The following is an 18482-nucleotide window of genomic DNA, read 5'->3' as shown; positions in this document are numbered from 1 at the left end:
TTTTTTATTTAAGCTGGTACTTCTCAATTAAACGACTGCAGGTAAATTCAATTGTGTCTTTACTATTGGTGAAATGAAATTGAGGAAGGGCTTTCAAAATCTTCTGATTGTCGAAATAAACCTTCGCCTGCGCAGTGCGTGCAGTTTCTTTTGTAAGCAAACTTTTCTTATTAGTAATCCGGCTTTTTATTGCTTCCATTCGCCAAACAATTTCTGCTAAAAATGGAGTTACTTTTTTCGACGGAGGTTTTTTATCAAAGCAATTTGCGATTGTTGTAAATATTTCTTTGTACGATAAATTTTCGCCATTCAATATAAACCGTTCAGACGTGATATCGCTGTTCATCAAAGCTATCATAGCACGCGCTACATCTCTCACATCTACTATACCCGTTACGCCATTTGTATACCACGGAAATTCTTCGTAGGCTTTTTTAAAGATGGCTGAAGAACCGCTTTCCCAATCAGTGCCGCCAAATATTAAGCTTGGATTTACAATAACCACCTGCAGCCCTTCAGCCGCGCCGCGCCACACTTCCATCTCGCCATAATATTTTGATTTTCCATAAATGCTATTGCTAGTTTCTTCAGTCCAGTTCATTTTTTCAGTTACCATTTCTCCATTTCTTATTCTTCCCAGCGCGGCTACCGAACTTACATGCACTAATTTTTGAACCTGATTGTTAATGCAGGCATTTACAACATTTGCTGTTCCTTCAACATTAATTTGTAAGAGTTGCTTTTTATCTTTCGGAGAATAGGAAACAAGTGCTGCGGCATGATACACATGCGTAATATCCTGCATGATTTCTTCAAGCAACGAAACATCCAGGATATCACATTGAACTATTGAAAGATTAGGATGTGAAATATTAATGGAAGAAGTATGCTGAAGGGCGGTCACTCTTTCATCCGCATTTAGCAGTTGAGTTATCAATTCGTTTCCTACCAGCCCGGAACCTCCCGTGACAAGAATTTGCTTTTCGCCTGTTTTTTTTTCAGAGAGTTTTTCGACCGCCATTTTATGGTATCTAAAAATTATTTAGGCAATGTAAATTATTTATTCCTGTTTATAATTATAAAATCCCCTGCCCGTTTTTTTGCCCAAAAGACTTTGTTTTACTTTTTCTTTTTGAATCGCCGATGGAATAAAGCGTGACGTTTCATTGAATGCATGGTATATTGATTCTGTTGTGGCAAGATTTATATCAAGCCCGATTAAGTCCATTAATCTGAACGGTCCCATTTTGAAACCGGAAGCTTCTAAAATTTTATCAATATTTTCAAATGATGCGATTTCTTCTTCCGCTATTTTTAGTGACTCAAGATAATACTGCCTCGCAACGCGGTTCACAATAAAACCGGGCGAATCTTTGCACAAAACAGGCACCTTGCCCATTTGCCTACAGATATCCATAATGGCTGTAATCACTTCGTCATTCGTTTCAGCACCCTTCACCACTTCCACAAGTTTCATGATATACGGCGGATTAAAAAAATGCATCCCGATAACTCTTTGCGGAAAGGGAACCTGCTGCTGTATTTTGGAAATAGAAAGTGAAGAAGTGTTTGAAGCAAAAATTACCTCTTCGTTATTGTATTTGGAAAGATCAGTAAATAAAGAAATTTTGGCTTTTTCTTTTTCCACGATAGCTTCTATAATTACAAAAGCGGTACAGTCGCTAATGTCAGAAGTAAATTTTATCCGGTGTAGAATTTCATGCTTTTCTTGTAAATCCATCTTCCCTTTTTCAACCAGGTACTGTAGATTTTTTGCAATATCCACCTTCGCTTTTTCAAGCATTGTTTCATCCACATCAAAAAGCACGGTTTCAAAATTAGTTTGGGCAGCCACCTGCGCAATTCCGCTTCCCATAGTTCCTGCCCCGCAAACAGCGATAGGTATTGTCATGATGGATTATTCAATTAAAATAAACAACACGTTGCGACCTAATCTTATAAATATTTCACACTACGTTTTCAAATTGCTTCAGGAATCGTAAATCATTTTCACTAAAAATTCTAAGATCTTTAATCTGGTATTTGAGCATGGTAATTCTTTCGATTCCCATTCCAAAAGCAAAACCCGAATATTTGTTAGGATCGATGTTGCAATTTTCCAACACGTTGGGATGTACCATTCCACAGCCTAATATTTCAACCCATCCGGTGTGCTTGCAAACATTACACCCCGTGCCACCACAAATGAGGCATGAGATGTCCATCTCGGCGCTTGGTTCAGTAAATGGAAAATATGATGGTCGGAATCGAATTTTGATTTCTTTGCCAAACATTTCCTGAACAAAAAAATAGAGTGTTTGTTTCAGATCAGCAAACGATACATTTTCCGCGATGTATAATCCTTCTACCTGGTGAAAAAAGCAATGAGCTCTCGCGCTGATGGTTTCGTTTCTGTACACTCTTCCCGGGCAAATAATCCTGATAGGTAATATTCCCTTTTCCATTTCACGAACCTGCACGCTGCTGGTGTGGGTGCGCAACATCCACGCGGGATTTTGAGACACGTAAAACGTATCCTGCATGTCGCGCGCCGGGTGGTTTTCAGGCAAATTAAGCGCTGTAAAATTATGCCAGTCATCCTCAATTTCCGGCCCTTCAGCAACGGCAAAGCCAAGGCGTTGAAAAATGGAAATTATTTTATTTCTGACAATACTTATGGGGTGGCGGCTTCCAAGAGGAAGCGAATCTCCGGGCAAGGATAAATCAATGAATTTTTCGTTTGCATCCTTTTCGTCAACCGGAATTTTTTTTAGCGCTTCATATCTGCCTTCTGCAAAAATTTTCAATTCATTCAGCGCTTTTCCCATTTCCTTTTTTTGATCAGGTGGCACATTTCTCATTTCGCTCATCAAAGATTTTACCGAGCCATTTGAGCCAATAAATCTTATCCTGAATATTTCGGCCGGATCCTTTTGTTCTGACGAGAAATTAGCAATTTCTTCCTGTAAATTTTTGATTTGCGTTAGCAGATTTTCCATTTTGCAAAAATAAGTGAAACAACGTCAGCTCCATTTTCTGAATTTCAGAAAAGAAATTATTCGCAGTTACCTATTCTGTATTTATTGTTTAGGTTTGTCAAAAAAAAAATTAGATTGACTTACGATTTAACCGAATACTTAATTCCCCTGCAAACTGCTGCCATCAATGGTGATACAAATTACGGCGAACAACAACTGGGAAACGCAATAAAAATATTTGAAGAAGAAATGCCTGACATTTCAGAGGTGGAAATTATAATTGTAGGCATGGATGAATTCAGGGGTGAAGGAAAAAATGTTAGCCGGAGTTCGGCGGATGCCATCCGGAAAAAGCTTTATGAATTATACTACTGGCATAAAGAAATTTCTATTGCAGACATCGGCAATATAAAAAGTGGCGCCTCCTTAAATGATAGCTTTGCCGCCGCCACCATTGTATTGAAAGAATTACTCCAGCTTAATAAAACCGTTGTCATTATCGGAGGCTCACATGATAATACAATTGCCCAATATAATGCCTACAAAGAATTAAACAGGATTATTGAAACCACAATTGTGGACGCGAAGATTGATTTGAAAAGCGAATCACCCTTGCGGAGTGAAAATTTTTTGATGGAAATGCTTACCGGCGAACCCAACATGGTGAGGCATTATAATCATATTGCTTTTCAGAGTTATTTTGTTCATCCGGGTATGCTTGAAACAATGGATAAGCTCCGGTTTGATTGTTTCAGGGTAGGAAAAGTAAAAGAAGCGCTCGCAGAGATGGAGCCCGTATTGCGCAATTCATCCTTAATCAGTTTTGACATTGACGCCATAAAAAACAGCGATGCGCCTGCAAACAATTGCAGCCCTAATGGCTTGTCGGGCGAAGAAGCGTGTACGCTTGCCCGTTATGCAGGCATGAGTCCTTCTGTTTCTACAATGGGATTATATGGTTTTGATGCTTCCAAAGATCGCGAAGAGCTCACCGCATTGCAAATAGCGCAAATGATTTGGTATTTTATCGATGGAAGACATAAAAGGCGCCATGAATCAGGATTGCACGACCGCCAGAATTTTACTGAATACCATACAGCCTTTGCAGAAGTGGATACTGTTTTTCTTCAAAGCAAAAAAACAGGGCGCTGGTGGATGCAGATGCCGGATAAAAAAATGATAGCCTGCAGTTATAAAGATTACCTTGTCGCCAGCAGCAACCAAATCCCTGAAAGATGGTTAAGAGCTCAGGAAAGGGACATATGATTTTTATTTTACCCAAATGAGTAAAGCAATAAATAAAGAAGATTTTTATTTCAGGCTTTACCGCCGGCTTGCGATAAGCAAATTAAGATCTGTAAATTTCAGATCGAACCTTTGGCTGAGATGAAAATTAGTGAGCGAGCCCTTGAATAAATAAATACCACTCCTGATATTTAATTTATGCCACACAAGATTTTCAAATCCGCCGTCATCGGCCATTTCAAGCATTAATGGCATCAGCACGTTGCTGATCGCCTGCGAAGCAGTTCTTGCAAATCCGCTTGGAATATTTGGCACACAATAATGAATTACATCAAATTTTTTAAAAACTGGACTTGTATGGGATGTGATTTCTGAAGTTTCAAAGCACCCGCCATGGTCAATGCTTACATCAACTATCACGCTTCCGGGCCGCATCCTGCTTACCATTTCCTCTGTGACCACCATGGGTGTTCTTCCCCCTGAAGCGGCCAAAGCGCCCACCGCCACGTCACACGTTTTTAACTGCTTCGACAATATTTTTGGCTCAATAACTGAAGTGAACAACCGCATTCCAATATTGTTTTGCAAACGCTTTAACCGGTAAATACTGTTGTCAAAAATTTTTATACTGGCGCCCATGGCCAGCGCAGTTCGCGCGGCTTGCTCTCCTACAATGCCCGCTCCTATAATAATTACTTTCGTGGGTGGTATTCCTGAAATTCCGCCAACAAGTACGCCTTTTCCGTTATTCGCATTGCTTAAATACTGTCCGGCAATTAACATCACCGCACTGCCGGCAATTTCGCTCATGCTTCTAACGATGGGATTGTGGCCACTGTCATCTTTGAGATTTTCAAAACTTAATGCAGTGATCCTTTTCTCCATCATTTGTTCCAGAATATCACGCTTCATAGCCGTAACATGGATTGGCGAAATGATAAATTGATTTGGCTTCACAAAATCAATTTCTGTTTCGCAAACCGGTGCGCTCTTTACAAGAATATCGCAATCGAATATCTCTTTTTTGTCTTTGCTGATTTTAGCGCCGGCTTCACTGTAATCAGTATCAGAATAACTGGCGCCGTCTCCCGCTTTGCTTTCCATTATTACCCTATGCCCGTTTGCCACCAGCACGGCTACCGCCTCGGGAGTGAGCGCAATTCGGTTTTCCTGAAAAGAAGATTCCTTGGGAATACCGATAAATAAATCTGCGCCTTTAGGTTTAATGTCAAGGGTTTCTTCCAGGGTTTCATAAGTAAAGGAAGATGAAACGAAAGGTTTTGAAGTTGCCATTAAATATTTACTTTTTTGGGGATATAAATTTAAATTTTTAAGCCGGTAATTGTATAATCAATTTTCTTTTCGTATCCGACAGGATAATCATTTGCGAAAAGACAGCAGAGACAGGAAAAATCTCCGGCGCTCTTTCAGGCCATTCCACCATGCACAGCTCATTACTCAATAAGCAATCTTCCACCCCTGCATCAATAGCTTCCTGCTTGCTTTTAATGCGGTATAAGTCAATATGAAAAATGGTTTGATTTTCCCCTGTTTTATATTCTTGTATTATTGAATACGTGGGACTGGTAATGGTTTCATAAACACCCAATGCTTTGCAAAGCGCAGTAATAAACGTGGTTTTGCCGGCTCCAAGATCGCCTGAAAAAGCAAATATTTTCCTGGAATCTATGGCCTCTAAAAATTTTTTGGCCGCTTTATCTATTTCACTATAATCGAAATAAATCTCCAATTCTATCATTTTGTAAATTTAAGGCATAACTACCCTTAAAATAAAATTGCAATTCAGAATGAAAAATTTTGCTTTTGCAATCGTGCCATTTTATTTTGGATGAAGGTTAACAAGTGCTATCTTGGATTTTCATACAAATCTGATGCTGACGCCTTCGCAAGTCTTACAAAAATACTGGGGTTATGATTCATTCAGACCGTTGCAGGCAGAAATTATACATTCCGTTTTGCAAGGCAATGATACGCTTGCTATGCTGCCTACAGGTGGCGGAAAATCTGTTTGCTTCCAGGTTCCTTCCATGTTGCAGGAAGGTGTGTGCATCGTAATAAGTCCGCTAATAGCCTTAATGAAAGACCAGGTATTCCATCTGAAGCAAAAAGGAATTTCCGCACTTTCGATCTACTCAGGAATGAAGTTTCATGAAGTAGAAAAAACGCTGAAAAATGCAGCCTATGGTAATTTCAAATTTTTATATGTGTCGCCTGAAAGATTAGAAACGGAATTATTCCTTGAATACCTTCCCTTAATTAAGGTAAGTCTTATAGCAGTAGATGAGGCTCACTGCATCTCTCAATGGGGCTACGATTTCAGGCCTCCTTATTTACGGATTGCAGCTATTCGTGAAAATTTTAAAGATGTTCCATTTTTAGCGCTGACTGCATCTGCCACCCGTGATGTCCAAAGCGACATTTGTGAAAAGCTTCAATTTAAAAAATCCTTTAAGATTTTTCAGCAATCATTCGAAAGGCCTAATCTTTCTTACAGTGCTTTTGAGCTTTATTCAAAAGAAAATAAATTGCTACACATTTTAAACAAAGTGTCCGGCAGCGGAATTGTTTATTGCCGGACAAGAAAACATACCAAACAAATTTCTGACCTCTTAAATTTGAATGGAATAAACTCGGGCTTTTACCATGCAGGCCTCACCGCTGAAGAAAGGAATAGCAAGCAGGAAGATTGGATAAATGGAAAAATGCGGATTATTTCATGTACCAATGCTTTTGGAATGGGAATAGATAAGCCAGACGTGAGAGTGGTGATTCACTTTGATGTTCCGGATGCTCTTGAAAATTATTACCAGGAAGCGGGCAGAGCCGGACGCGATGGCAAAAAAGCCTATGCAGTTTTGCTTTATAGCGGGAACGAATTACTGGCATTGAAACAGCAGGTTGAAACCCGTTTCCCGGCTAATGAAGTGATTAAGAATATATACAGGGATTTATGTAGCTTTTTACAAATCCCCGCCAATAGTGGCGAAGGAATGTATTACGAATTTGATATTAACACTTTTTCAAAAAATTTCAAACTGAATGCTATCACCGTAAACAATGTGTTGAAAATTCTGGAGCAGGAAGAGTTAATTACGTATAGTGAACAATTTTTTATGCCTTCAACTGTTGAATTTTGTGTAACGAAAGATCAGTTGAATGACTTTGAGTCAGCACAACCCGAATACGCAGAAATTGTAAAAAGTTTATTGCGCTCTTATGATGGTATTTTTGATTTCCCGGCTTTTATCAATGAAAAAGAGTTGTCAGGTCTTGCCGGAATGAATAAAAAATTATTATTGCAAAATCTTAATGGTTTAGCCGCTTTCGGAATAATTAAATACACTCCCCAAAAAGAAAAACCACAGATTTATTTTTTGAAAAATCGTGTAAGAACCGATGAATTATTTATAAATCAAAAAAATGTCCGCCAGCGAAAAGAAGCTTATGAAAAAAGATTACAGGCAATGATTCGCTTTTGTAAATTAAGTGACGAATGCCGGAGTGCGGCTATCGGTCATTATTTTAACGGTGAATATTTGCGGCCATGCGGCATCTGCGATAATTGTCTCCGTGAAAATAACAGCGCACTTTCTCAAGAAGAATTCAACGCAATTTCTTCTGAAATTAAGAATACAATGAAGGAGAAGGCAGTAACGCTGCAGGAAATTTTCAATATTCTCACCAGTGTAAAAAGAGACAAAATCAGAACTGTATTAAAGTTTCTGCGGGAAGAAGAAGCCGTAACAGTGGACCAGGAAGGATCAATAAAATTAGCTGGGAAATAACTGAAAGGCCTTTTAAAAAAAAGGGGACCCAGATAGAAATCTAGTCCCGCTTTAAAATCCAATATCCTATGAAAAACCGAGACAAATATAGTAGGAAATCTTTTATCTGTAACTACAATTTGAGGCTGAATAGCATAAAATAAACCGCTTATACTTACAAGCAGCGGCTTTATTTACTGAACGGTGGATTTTATTGAGCGAACGGTTTTAGACCGCTAAAAATCTCTAATATGAATTAAAACCATCCGGAAGATGACTTCCTGCTCCTTCCGCCAAGGCCCAGCGAACCCAGCAAACTTCTCACAATTGTAGTACCGGCAGTGCGCATCATACTTTTTACTACGGTGTTGTTTACCACCTTTTCCAGGGTACTTTCTTCAGGCTTAGCATTTTTGGTTGTGGATGTCACCGGAGGATTAGCAGCAGCTTCCTGCAATTTCGCTGTCAGCATTTCATAAGCGCTATCAGAATCGATAACCTGGTTATACTTTGCAGCCAGTTTGGATTTATTTACAATCGAATCAATTTCAGACTCAGTAAGTACGTCCATGCGACTTCTGGGCGTACACATCATCGTATGTACCAGCGGTGTAGGAATTCCTTTTTCATTTAATAAGGTAACCAGCGCTTCACCAATACCCAATTGAGTAATGAGATCTGCCGTTTGATAAAAAGTAGTTTCGGGATAATTCTGCGCTGTTTGCTTTATCACCTGGCGATCGTTGGCGGTAAATGCCCTTAGAGAATGTTGGATTTTTAAACCCAGTTGGCCTAAAACACTCGCGGGCACGTCCATCGGATTTTGAGTGCAGAAATAAATCCCGATTCCTTTGGATCTTATGAGTTTTATGACGGTATTTATTTGATCGAGAAGCGCCTTGCTGGCTTCTTCAAAAATCAAATGGGCTTCGTCAATAAAAATTATCAGCTTAGGCTTATCAAGATCGCCTTCCTCGGGGCAAACAGAATACAACTCTGCCAACATCTGCAACATAAAAGTGGAAAACAGTTTGGGTTTATCCTGGATATCTGTGACTCTTAAAACGCTTATCATTCCACGACCCTGATCATCCATTCGCATAAAATCTTCCACTTCAAAGCTCTTTTCACCAAAAAATAAATCGGCGCCCTGCTGCTGCAATTCAATCACTTTTCTTAATATGGTGCCGGTGGAAGTTGTTGAAATATTTCCATACGATTTTTGTAATTCACTTTTGCCTTCGTTGCCCACGTATTGTAATACTTTAATAAAATCCTTCAGATCTACAAGTGGTAGTTTTTGATCATCGCAATATTTAAAGATCATTGCTACCACGCCACCCTGCGTATCATTCAATCCTAAAATTTTACTCATTAAAATGGGCCCAAATTCTGAAACGGTTGCTCTAAGCTTTACTCCTTTTTGAGAACTTAAGGAAAGAAGGTCCACCGGGAAAGTAGTGGGTTTGTATTCCATCTGCAGTTTTTGGTAACGGGAATTTATTTTATCGTTGGCAGTTCCGGCAGCCGCTATGCCGCTTAGGTCGCCTTTGATATCCATGAGCAGGCAGGGAACGGAAGCATCGCTTAATCCTTCAGCTATCATTTGAAAAGATTTCGTTTTTCCACCGCCCGTGGCGCCCGCTACTAATCCATGGCGGTTCATAGTAGATAAAGGAATAAATACCTCAGCTTCGGGGATCACTTCACCATCAAGTATGCCAGCTCCTATTTTAATTGTCTCGCCCTTAAAAGTGTATCCATTTTTTATCGCCTGTAAAAAGTCCGCCTTTTTGTCCATCTTTTATTTTTTTTGAAAGTTACAAAGTCAATTTGAAAAAGTAAGATTGTTTTAACTTTTAAGTAAATACATTAGCCTGAATATTTATGGCATTAAATATGTAAAAGATATTTCATAAAAACTAAATACCTTTAAATTAAATAAACCCAAAAAGTTATGGAAAATAATAAACCTAAAATTCTTATCTGTGAAGACGATCCTAACCTTGGAATGGTGCTGAAAAACTTTCTGGAACTTAATGATTATGACGTTGTGCTTGAAAGAGACGGAAGGCTTGGCCTGGCTGCCTTTCAGCGCGAAAAATTCGATTTGTGCCTGTTGGATGTGATGATGCCCAATATGGATGGATTTACGGTGGCAGAAGAAATCAGGAATGTAGATCCGGATATGCCCCTGTTTTTCCTTTCGGCAAAAACTATGAAAGATGATATTATAAAAGGTTACAAACTGGGTGCCGATGATTATATCACCAAGCCTTTCGACAGCGATGTTTTACTTCATAAAATAAAAGCTATCCTTAAACGTAATGAAGAGTTGCACCGTGAAGAAGCAAATGCAGAATATGATTTAGGTAAATATCATTTCAATCCACGCCTGCGTCAGTTGGGCATCGGGAAAGATGTACAAACCTTATCTCCCAAGGAAAACGAGCTTTTAAAGATGCTTGCGGAATATAAGAACGATTTACTGCCCAGGGAAACTGCTTTAAAAAGAATCTGGGGCAGCGATACGTATTTCAATGGCCGTAGCATGGACGTGTATATCGCCAAGCTGCGAAAATATTTAAAAGGCGACCCAAATATTGAAATCGTAAATATTCATGGAAACGGCTTCAGGCTGGTAGTTCAGGAATAGTTCCGATTACTATCGAATGATTCAGTAAACGAAGAAATATATAAGATTTTTATTTTATCATAACTGCCGACACTATGCCGGCAGTTTCTGTTCTGAGCCGGGTTTCACCAAGGCTAACCGGCAAAAAATTATTTTGAAGGGCGGTTGCTATTTCTTCCGGAGTAAAATCTCCTTCAGGTCCAATCAGGACTATTTTTGAAGCATTTGACAATACCACATTTTTTAAAAGATTTTTTTGCCCGGGCAAGCAATGAGCTATAAACTTCTGTTCAAAATTTGCATTTTTAATTATTTCATCGAATGAGGTAACCTCACTCAACTCAGGAAGCCACGACTGCTGGCTTTGAAGCATCGCACTAATTAAAATTGACGTAATCCTTTCCTTTTTAAAATGAGATTTTTCAGTACGATGGCAAACTAAAGGAACAATACGGGAAATACCCAATTCAGTGGCTTTTTCCGCAAACCATTCAAAACGGTTATTATTTTTTATCAATGAAATAGCAATGCATGTTTCCGGCCGCGGAATTTCATTAAATTCTTTGGAAATTATTTTTATCCGGGTGTGTTTTTTGTCAGGAGTGGCGATAACCGCATTTAGCGTGTAGCCTTTACCGTTAGTAAGTATAATACCCGCTCCTTCTTTCATTCTCAACACCTGGCTGATGTGCCTGGAAGAGCTTTCGCTCAATTCAAATTCATCTGCCTCCGGAATATCTTTTTCAAAAAAATAAGGAGAAGCCATTAATTTTTCTTCACCGCTTTGTATGGTTAATAAATTAAAATGGAGCGTCTTCATCAAATTCTGCCTCATTCATTTTGCTGCCGGCTTCGAAGTAAAGCTTTGCGCCACCTTGTCCATCAATATCTTTTACAGGCCTGAAGTTTCCGGGAGGAAGCCTGTGGCCGAAATCATCGTCATCATTTTCTACAAATTTTTGAATATGCAAAAGCGCCTTCAGCGTAATCGTTTCCAACTGGCCGTTTCTGTGTTTTGCTATCCGCACCTGCGTTTCTCCTTTGGTAGATTCGCCCATCTCGTTTGCATGAATGTCGTGGTATTCGGGTCGGTAAAGAAAGATAACCATGTCTGCATCCTGCTCAATCGCTCCGGATTCCCTCAGGTCGCTCAATTGAGGAATTTTACTGCCTTCTTTCCTTTTTTCCACTTCGCGGCTCAACTGGCTTAGCGCAATGATGGGCACTTGTAATTCTTTTGCCAATCCCTTTAAATCCCTTGAAATACGGCTGATTTCCTGTTCGCGGTTGGCATTGCGGTTTTCGCCCGTACCGCTCATTAGCTGCAGATAATCTATAATAATCAACCCCACATTGTGTTTATTTTTCAGCCTTCTGCACTTGGCGCGCAGCTCAAAAATATTCAAGGCCGCTGTATCATCGATATGAATGGGCGCAGAAGAAAGGCGGTTGATTCCTTTTTTATACAATTCCTCCATTTCATGCTGCTCTAATCTTCCCCTTGCAATCTTTTCCAGCATGATGCCGCTTTCTGCACTAAGGATTCTTTGTACCAACTGGCTGGCGCTCATTTCCAGTGAAAAAAAGCCAACGGGCGTGGGCTTGGTAGGATGCAAAGCCGCATTGCGGGCAAGATTAAGCGCAAAGGCAGTTTTACCCACAGAAGGCCGCGCTGCCAACACTATCAAATCACTTTGCTGCCAGCCATACGTTACTTTATCGATGCTGTTAAATCCTGTAGGAACGCCGGTAATTTCATCCTGCCGGGTTCTTAAATCTTCTATGCGCTGAATGGTTTTTACCAACACCGTATCAATGCTGGCATAATCTCTTTTCAAATGCTTGTTGGTGATGTCAAAAAGCTTTGACTCTGCCATATCAAGCAAATCAAAAACATCGGTGCTGTCTTCATAGGCATCGCCGATTATTTCGCTGCTTATCTTAATCAATTCGCGCTGGATGAATTTCTGAAGTATGATGCGGGCGTGAATTTCTATATTGGCAGAAGAAAAAACGGAATTGGTAAGCCTGGTAACATAAAAAGGGCCGCCCACCAAATCCAGCTCTTCGCGGAATTTTAATTCTTCTACAACGGTTAAGAGATCGATGGGAGAATTTTTTTGTTGCAAGCCCTGCATGGCCCTGAAAATTCTTTGGTGCGCTTCCACATAAAAGCATTCAGGAGATAAAATTTCAACTATAATATCAAATGCATTTTTTTCTAACATGATGGCTCCTAGCACAGCCTCTTCCAGTTCTTTTGCCTGCGGAGGCACTTTGCCAAAAGCCATCGTTCCCAGCTCAAGAGGCCCATTTTTCCGCCGTTTTCTATCTTTATTTATATCTGGTAAATTCATTTTTTAATTTTCTCAAACAGAGCCATTAATTTAAATCCTTATGTAATTTTTCGGTGTTTTCATAAGCGGGGAGCTAAGGTAACGGAACAAAATCTAAATTAAGAAATAGTTAAGGCCTTATATTTATACAGGCCATTTCCACAAGATAATCACTCAAAAGTAGTCACTTATCAACAGGTATATTGCGTTTTTCCCCAATTAAAAAAAGTTTCCCAATTTTTTCAATTTTTGTGCACATCCTGGTGTGTAGAAAAAAAGATTAGTTTTTAGGAATAAATTCCGGCTAAAATAAGTAGCCATTTATTATGATAAAAATTAAAATTTTTTACCAAAAAATCCTCCGATTTCCTGAAAGTGAAGGCTGTCAAAACTTTCGGTGAAAATAAATGCCAGAAAAAAATCCTGGTTTCAACAGATGTTTAAAAACGATTTCTACGCGGAAGTTTACAGGATTTTTTTTCAGCCGAAAAAAAACTCATGAGTTCAAAAAAATCCATATTATCATAATCAAAATATAAAATGACCTTATTTGTTCATCTGCTGCGAAAGTGGTAAAAAAATGTTAGCTACTTCTTTCTTATTTTTGAACATATTTAAACAGATACATGAAGATTAGTTATAACTGGCTGGTTGAATACCTGCCAATTGATGAGTTCACTTTGAAAATAACCGGCGATCCCCAAAAAATATCAGAGATTTTAACTTCAGTTGGCCTTGAAGTAGAGAGCCTGGCAAGATATGAGCAGGTGAAAAACGGGTTAGAGGGTTTGTTTACAGCCAGGGTAATCGCCTGCGAACCGCATCCCAACGCAGATAAATTAAAAATTACCACGGTTGATAATGGCAAAGGTGAAATTTTGCAAATTGTTTGTGGAGCGCCCAATGTAAAGGCAGGCCAAAATGTAATACTGGCGCCGGTAGGCGCTACCCTTTATCCTTTGAAGGGTGAGCCATTTTCCATAAAAAATGCGAAAATCCGCGGAGTGGAAAGTAACGGAATGTTGTGTGCTGAAGATGAAATTGGCCTGGGCACCAGCCATGAAGGCATAATGATTTTAGCGGAAAACACTTTGCCCGGTACTCCATTAAATGATTATTTTAAATTATATGCTGATTGGATTTTTGAAATAGGGCTTACTCCTAACCGTATGGATGCCATGAGTCATTTAGGAGTGGCAAAAGATGTTTGTGCCTATCTCTCGCATCATTTAAAAAGGCCGGCAAAAGTTATATCTCCTTTCAAAAATCATTTTAAGCCAGACAACCGTTCAAGGCAGCTTGAGGTGGAAATTAAAGATGCGAAAGAATGCGAACGTTATGCAGGCGTCAGCATTTCAGGAATTAAAGTGGCCAAATCGCCTGATTGGCTTCAAAATAAACTGAAAGCCATTGGCCTGCGCCCGGTCAACAATATCGTGGATATTACGAATTTTATTTTGCATGAAACCGGCCAGCCGCTCCACGCTTTTGATTTGGATAAAATAAAGGGCACTAAAATTAAAGTGGAAACCCTTGCAGAAGGCACTCCATTTATAACGCTGGATGAAAAAGAAAGAAAGCTGCGGGCAGAAGATATAATGATTTGCGATGGAGCAGACACGCCCATGTGCATTGCCGGAGTTTTTGGTGGCTTGCACTCCGGAGTAACAGAATCAACTACGGATATTTTTTTAGAAAGTGCTGTATTTAATGCCTCATCCGTCAGGAAAAGCATGCTGGCGCATAACCTCAGAACGGAAGCTGCGGTTCGTTTTGAAAAAGGAATTAATATAGGCAACACGGTTGAAGTGCTGAAACGGGCGGCAATGATGATTAAAGAAATTGCCGGCGGCACTATTTCATCCGACATAATTGATGTATACCCCGTCACGAGGCCTAAAAAGGAAGTGACTTTATCAAATTTTTATCTCAAAAAAATCAGTGGTAAAAAATATCACCCGGATACGATAAAGGATATTCTTACTTCTTTAAATTATGTAATTGTAAGAGAAGGAATAGACAGTCTCCAGGTGGAAGTGCCTTACAGCAATCCCGACATTTCCCTTCCTGCAGATATAATAGAAGAAATTATGAGAATTGATGGTTTGGATAATATAGAAATTCCTTCTTCCATCAACATCACACCTTCAACGGATACCGGCGTGGTAGCCGCAGCGCAGAAATCAAAAATTGCAGGTTGGCTGGTAGGCAATGGCTTTTTTGAAATTTTTACTAACTCCATCACCAACAGTAAATATTTTTCTAAAGAAACGCTGGATACTTCGGTTTCCATTATCAACAGTCTGAGTGAAGATTTAAATGTGATGCGACCTTCGATGTTGCCTACCGGGCTTGAATGTATTGCTTATAATCTGAACAGAAAGAACAACGATCTTTTATTTTTTGAATTTGGTAAAACTTATTTGCGAAGCAATAATTCTTATTCAGAATCTCAAAAATTAGCTATTTACATCACAGGCAATGTGGCAATAAAAACCTGGAACAGCCCGTCGCGGCCATCAGGAATTTATTTTGCAAAAGGCGTAAGTGAAAAGATTCTTTTATTGGCTGGCATCAGCAATTATAAGTTTGAGCAAAAAGAAGAAAATGAAGATTTGGAAGAAAGCCTAACGGCGACCTCAAAAGGAAAAAGTCTTCTTACTATGGGAATAGTTAAGAAATCCCGGCTGGAAAAGTTTTCTATAAAACAACCCGTGTATTATATTGATATTGACTGGGACAATCTACTCGACTTGAGCAGCAAAAAAGAAATCACTTTTGAACCAATTTCGAAGTACCCGCACGTGGAAAGAGACCTTTCTTTACTTGTTAATAAAAATATTCCTTTCGGCGAAATTGAAGAACTGGTAAAGTCTTTGCATATTAAAAAGATGCAAAGCATTCGCCTGTTTGACGTTTTCGAAAATGAAAAACTGGGGCCTAACAAAAAATCGTTAGCAATCAGCTTTACTTTTTTGGATACAGAAAAAACGATGACAGATGAAGAAGTAGAAAAAATGATGAGCAAAATCATTACTGCTTTGAAGACTAAATTTGATGCTGTAATAAGAAGCAATGGCTGACAATATTGAAAATCATATAATCAACCTTCAGGCTAAATTGCAATTGCTCTTAAAAAAGCACGCGCTCCTCAATAAAGAAATCGAGCAATTCCGCAAAGAAAATGTGGATATTACCAGTAAAATCAAAAGCCTTCATGAAAGAAACCAGCAACTGGAAATGCAGGTGGCGATTTTAAAAACGTCCGCGGGACAACTGGAGGGAAACGAAAAAACTGATTTTGAAAAAACAATTAACCGCTACATCAGGTCGCTGGATAAATGTATCGGCGTATTAAATAAATAATCCATGGCAGGCCAGCAGCTCATTCCACTCAATATTGTTATTGCCGATAGAAACTATCGCATAAAAATTTTACCCGCCGATGAAGAAACGGTGAGAAAAGTTTTGAAAACCATCAACGAAAAAATTCTTGAATTCAAAACCCAGTTTGCAGGAAAAGATATGCAGGATTATATTTCCATGGTTTTGATATGGTATGCTACCCAGGCAAAAGAAGATAATTCCCAAATTTTAAATGATGAACTCGCGTCGTCACTTTTGAAAATGGAAAAGCAATTAGATGAAGCTTTGCAATAAACCCGGCAGTAAAGCAACAAATAACATCAGATTTTATTTTGGGAGCATCGTACTAAACGAACCAATAGTTACTTAGGTTTAAATCCTTCCTTTAATGTGACCGTACGATTGAAAACAAGCTTCCCTGGCCGGGAATCTTTGTCGATGCAGAAATAACCGTTTCTTACAAATTGAAAATGGCTTCCTGTATTGTCATGCTGAAGATTCGGCTCTATAAAAGCATTCGGAATTACTTGTAAAGAATCAGGATTTATATACGCTTTAAAATCTCCTTCTTCTGCAGCCGGATTTTCAACCGTAAATAACCGCTGGTATAGTCGTACTTCAGCAGAGGCGGCGTCGCGGGCATTAAGCCAGTGAATAGTTCCTTTTACTTTAATATTGCTGGTATCATTATGGCTGCGACTTTCCGGAATATAGGCACAATGAATTTCAATAATATTTCCTTCATCATCTTTTTTAAAACTTTCGCAGCGGATGATATAAGCGCTTTTTAAACGAACCATTTGCCCTGGAGCGAGCCTGAACCACTTTTTTACAGGCACTTCCATAAAATCATCTTTTTCAATCCACAATTCTTTTGAAAAAGTGATAGTCCTCACATTGTTGGGATCGTTCGGAAGATTTTCGGTAGTCAGTTCTTCAGTTTTGTTGTCGTCGTAATTATCGATGATCAGCTTTACGGGGTTCAGCACAGCCATTATGCGCGGCGCAGATTGATTTAATTCTTCGCGGATGCAAAATTCCAAAAGGCTTATATCAATCAGGTTATCCCTTTTGGCAACGCCAATCCTTTCGCAAAAGGTTCTGATGCTTGATGGCGTGTACCCTTTTCTCCGAAATCCAGATATGGTTGGCATCCTGGGGTCATCCCAACCCGAAACAAATCTCTCATTTACCAGTTGCAGCAATCTTCGTTTACTCATCACCGTGAACGTCATGTTTAATCTTGCAAATTCATACTGGCGCGAAGGAAAGATTTCAAGTTTTTCGATAAACCAATCGTATAACGGACGATGCGGCACAAACTCAAGCGTACAAATGCTGTGCGTAATATGTTCTATACTATCGCTTTGCCCATGCGCAAAATCATACATGGGATAAATGCACCATTTATCGCCAGTGCGGTGATGGGATGCATGTTTGATACGGTACATGATAGGATCGCGCATCAGCATGTTTATATGCTGCATATCTATCTTAGCGCGCAATACTTTTTCACCATCCTTGTATTTGCCCTGTTTCATTTCTTCAAACAGGCGAAGATTCTCTTCCACGCTTCGGTTACGAAATTCATTTTCTGTACCTGGCTCTGTGGGCGTTCCCTTTGCGGCAGCTATTTGTTCGGAGGTACTATCATCCACATACGCCAACCCTTTTCTGATAAGCTTTGTGGCAAAGAGATACAGCTCGTCAAAATAATCGCTGGAATAATATTCATTGCTCCAGGTAAAGCCTAGCCAGCGAATATCTTCTTTTATGCTGTCAACGTATTCTACGTCTTCTGTTACGGGGTTAGTGTCATCAAAGCGCAGGTTGGTATTGCCTTTATATTTTTCAGCAAGGCCAAAATTGAGGCAGATACTTTTGGCGTGGCCAATATGTAAATAGCCATTGGGTTCCGGCGGAAAGCGCGTTAATATGGTTTTATGTTTCCCTTCGGCAAGATCTTTTTCAACGATCTCTTCAATAAAATTGAGGCTTCGTGGCTCTCCTGTATTTTCTTTATGCAAAATGCTATGTGAATCATTCGCTTCAAAAGATTGATTATTATTATCAGCCATTATTTTTTTCTTTTAATAAATCATTTCCCAATCGTCAATCCTAAATATTTAATTCATCA

15 protein-coding genes are annotated in these 18482 nt (G+C 39.3%); 6 read left to right on the top strand and 9 right to left on the bottom strand.

The features are described from left to right. Window positions 1–4: 4 nt before the first annotated feature. From EFY79_RS07595 to pheS, 3 genes are read right to left on the bottom strand one after another with little or no spacing between them, the layout of a single operon-like run. A complete protein-coding gene (locus EFY79_RS07595) occupies window positions 5–1021 on the bottom strand; it encodes an NAD-dependent epimerase/dehydratase family protein (RefSeq protein ID WP_123120096.1) in 1017 nt (338 codons plus the stop codon). A gap of 39 nt (window positions 1022–1060) precedes the next feature. Further along, window positions 1061–1912 carry a 3-hydroxyacyl-CoA dehydrogenase family protein gene (locus EFY79_RS07590; protein ID WP_123120095.1) on the bottom strand — a complete coding sequence of 284 codons (852 nt, stop codon included), beginning with the start codon at window positions 1910–1912 and terminating at the stop codon, window positions 1061–1063. 55 nt (window positions 1913–1967) lie between these two features. Beyond that, window positions 1968–2999 carry a phenylalanine--tRNA ligase subunit alpha gene (gene pheS, locus EFY79_RS07585; protein ID WP_123120094.1) on the bottom strand — a complete coding sequence of 344 codons (1032 nt, stop codon included), beginning with the start codon at window positions 2997–2999 and terminating at the stop codon, window positions 1968–1970. Between the two features lie 114 nt (window positions 3000–3113). On the opposite strand from pheS, the gene EFY79_RS07580 reads away from it, so the two are divergent. Next, window positions 3114–4244: a formimidoylglutamase gene (locus EFY79_RS07580; RefSeq protein WP_233577951.1), complete on the top strand. Its 1131-nt coding sequence runs from the start codon at window positions 3114–3116 to the stop codon at window positions 4242–4244. A gap of 57 nt (window positions 4245–4301) precedes the next feature. Here the strand turns inward: EFY79_RS07580 and EFY79_RS07575 are convergent, their stop codons facing one another. Continuing rightward, a complete protein-coding gene (locus tag EFY79_RS07575) occupies window positions 4302–5516 on the bottom strand; it encodes an alanine dehydrogenase (RefSeq protein ID WP_123120093.1) in 1215 nt (404 codons plus the stop codon). Between the two features lie 37 nt (window positions 5517–5553). Further along, complete coding sequence (gene tsaE / locus EFY79_RS07570) at window positions 5554–5982, bottom strand: tRNA (adenosine(37)-N6)-threonylcarbamoyltransferase complex ATPase subunit type 1 TsaE (protein ID WP_123120092.1); 429 nt, start codon at window positions 5980–5982, stop codon at window positions 5554–5556. A 112-nt stretch (window positions 5983–6094) separates the two neighbouring features. Between tsaE and EFY79_RS07565 the strand changes: the two genes are divergently transcribed. Then, window positions 6095–8029 carry a RecQ family ATP-dependent DNA helicase gene (locus EFY79_RS07565; protein ID WP_233577950.1) on the top strand — a complete coding sequence of 645 codons (1935 nt, stop codon included), beginning with the start codon at window positions 6095–6097 and terminating at the stop codon, window positions 8027–8029. Between the two features lie 235 nt (window positions 8030–8264). On the opposite strand, the gene EFY79_RS07560 is transcribed toward EFY79_RS07565, so the two are convergent. After that, the gene (locus EFY79_RS07560; protein WP_123120090.1) at window positions 8265–9809 is read right to left on the bottom strand and encodes a helicase HerA-like domain-containing protein; all 1545 of its coding nucleotides are present in this window, start codon (window positions 9807–9809) and stop codon (window positions 8265–8267) included. Window positions 9810–9965: 156 nt separating this feature from the next. Between EFY79_RS07560 and EFY79_RS07555 the strand changes: the two genes are divergently transcribed. Then, window positions 9966–10664: a response regulator transcription factor gene (locus EFY79_RS07555; RefSeq protein WP_123120089.1), complete on the top strand. Its 699-nt coding sequence runs from the start codon at window positions 9966–9968 to the stop codon at window positions 10662–10664. 49 nt (window positions 10665–10713) lie between these two features. Here the strand turns inward: EFY79_RS07555 and EFY79_RS07550 are convergent, their stop codons facing one another. Together EFY79_RS07550 and dnaB are read right to left on the bottom strand one after the other, a co-directional pair. Then, entirely contained in the window at window positions 10714–11463 is a 750-nt protein-coding gene (locus EFY79_RS07550; RefSeq protein ID WP_233577959.1) for an RsmE family RNA methyltransferase, read from the bottom strand. Then, window positions 11444–13000, bottom strand: coding sequence for a replicative DNA helicase (gene dnaB, locus EFY79_RS07545; protein WP_123120088.1), 1557 nt, complete (start codon window positions 12998–13000; stop codon window positions 11444–11446). Before dnaB ends, EFY79_RS07550 begins: the two co-directional genes overlap by 20 nt. 605 nt (window positions 13001–13605) lie before the next feature. On the opposite strand from dnaB, the gene pheT reads away from it, so the two are divergent. Genes pheT through EFY79_RS07530 form a run of 3 tightly spaced genes read left to right on the top strand, consistent with a single transcriptional unit; the run spans window position 13606 to window position 16639 of the window. Further along, entirely contained in the window at window positions 13606–16062 is a 2457-nt protein-coding gene (pheT, locus tag EFY79_RS07540) for a phenylalanine--tRNA ligase subunit beta (protein WP_123120087.1), read from the top strand. Further along, window positions 16055–16345 carry a hypothetical protein gene (locus EFY79_RS07535; RefSeq protein WP_123120086.1) on the top strand — a complete coding sequence of 97 codons (291 nt, stop codon included), beginning with the start codon at window positions 16055–16057 and terminating at the stop codon, window positions 16343–16345. The genes pheT and EFY79_RS07535 overlap by 8 nt, the downstream gene beginning before the upstream one ends. A gap of 3 nt (window positions 16346–16348) precedes the next feature. Continuing rightward, a complete protein-coding gene (locus tag EFY79_RS07530; RefSeq protein ID WP_123120085.1) occupies window positions 16349–16639 on the top strand; it encodes a cell division protein ZapA in 291 nt (96 codons plus the stop codon). 68 nt (window positions 16640–16707) lie between these two features. On the opposite strand, the gene EFY79_RS07525 is transcribed toward EFY79_RS07530, so the two are convergent. Further along, a complete protein-coding gene (locus EFY79_RS07525) occupies window positions 16708–18423 on the bottom strand; it encodes a glutamine--tRNA ligase/YqeY domain fusion protein (RefSeq protein ID WP_123120084.1) in 1716 nt (571 codons plus the stop codon). Between the last annotated feature and the right edge of the window lie 59 nt (window positions 18424–18482).

This window comes from Hanamia caeni (assembly GCF_003721595.1).
Classification (GTDB): Bacteria; Bacteroidota; Bacteroidia; order Chitinophagales; family Chitinophagaceae; genus Ginsengibacter; species Ginsengibacter caeni.
This window is presented reverse-complemented; position numbering and strand designations above follow the sequence as displayed.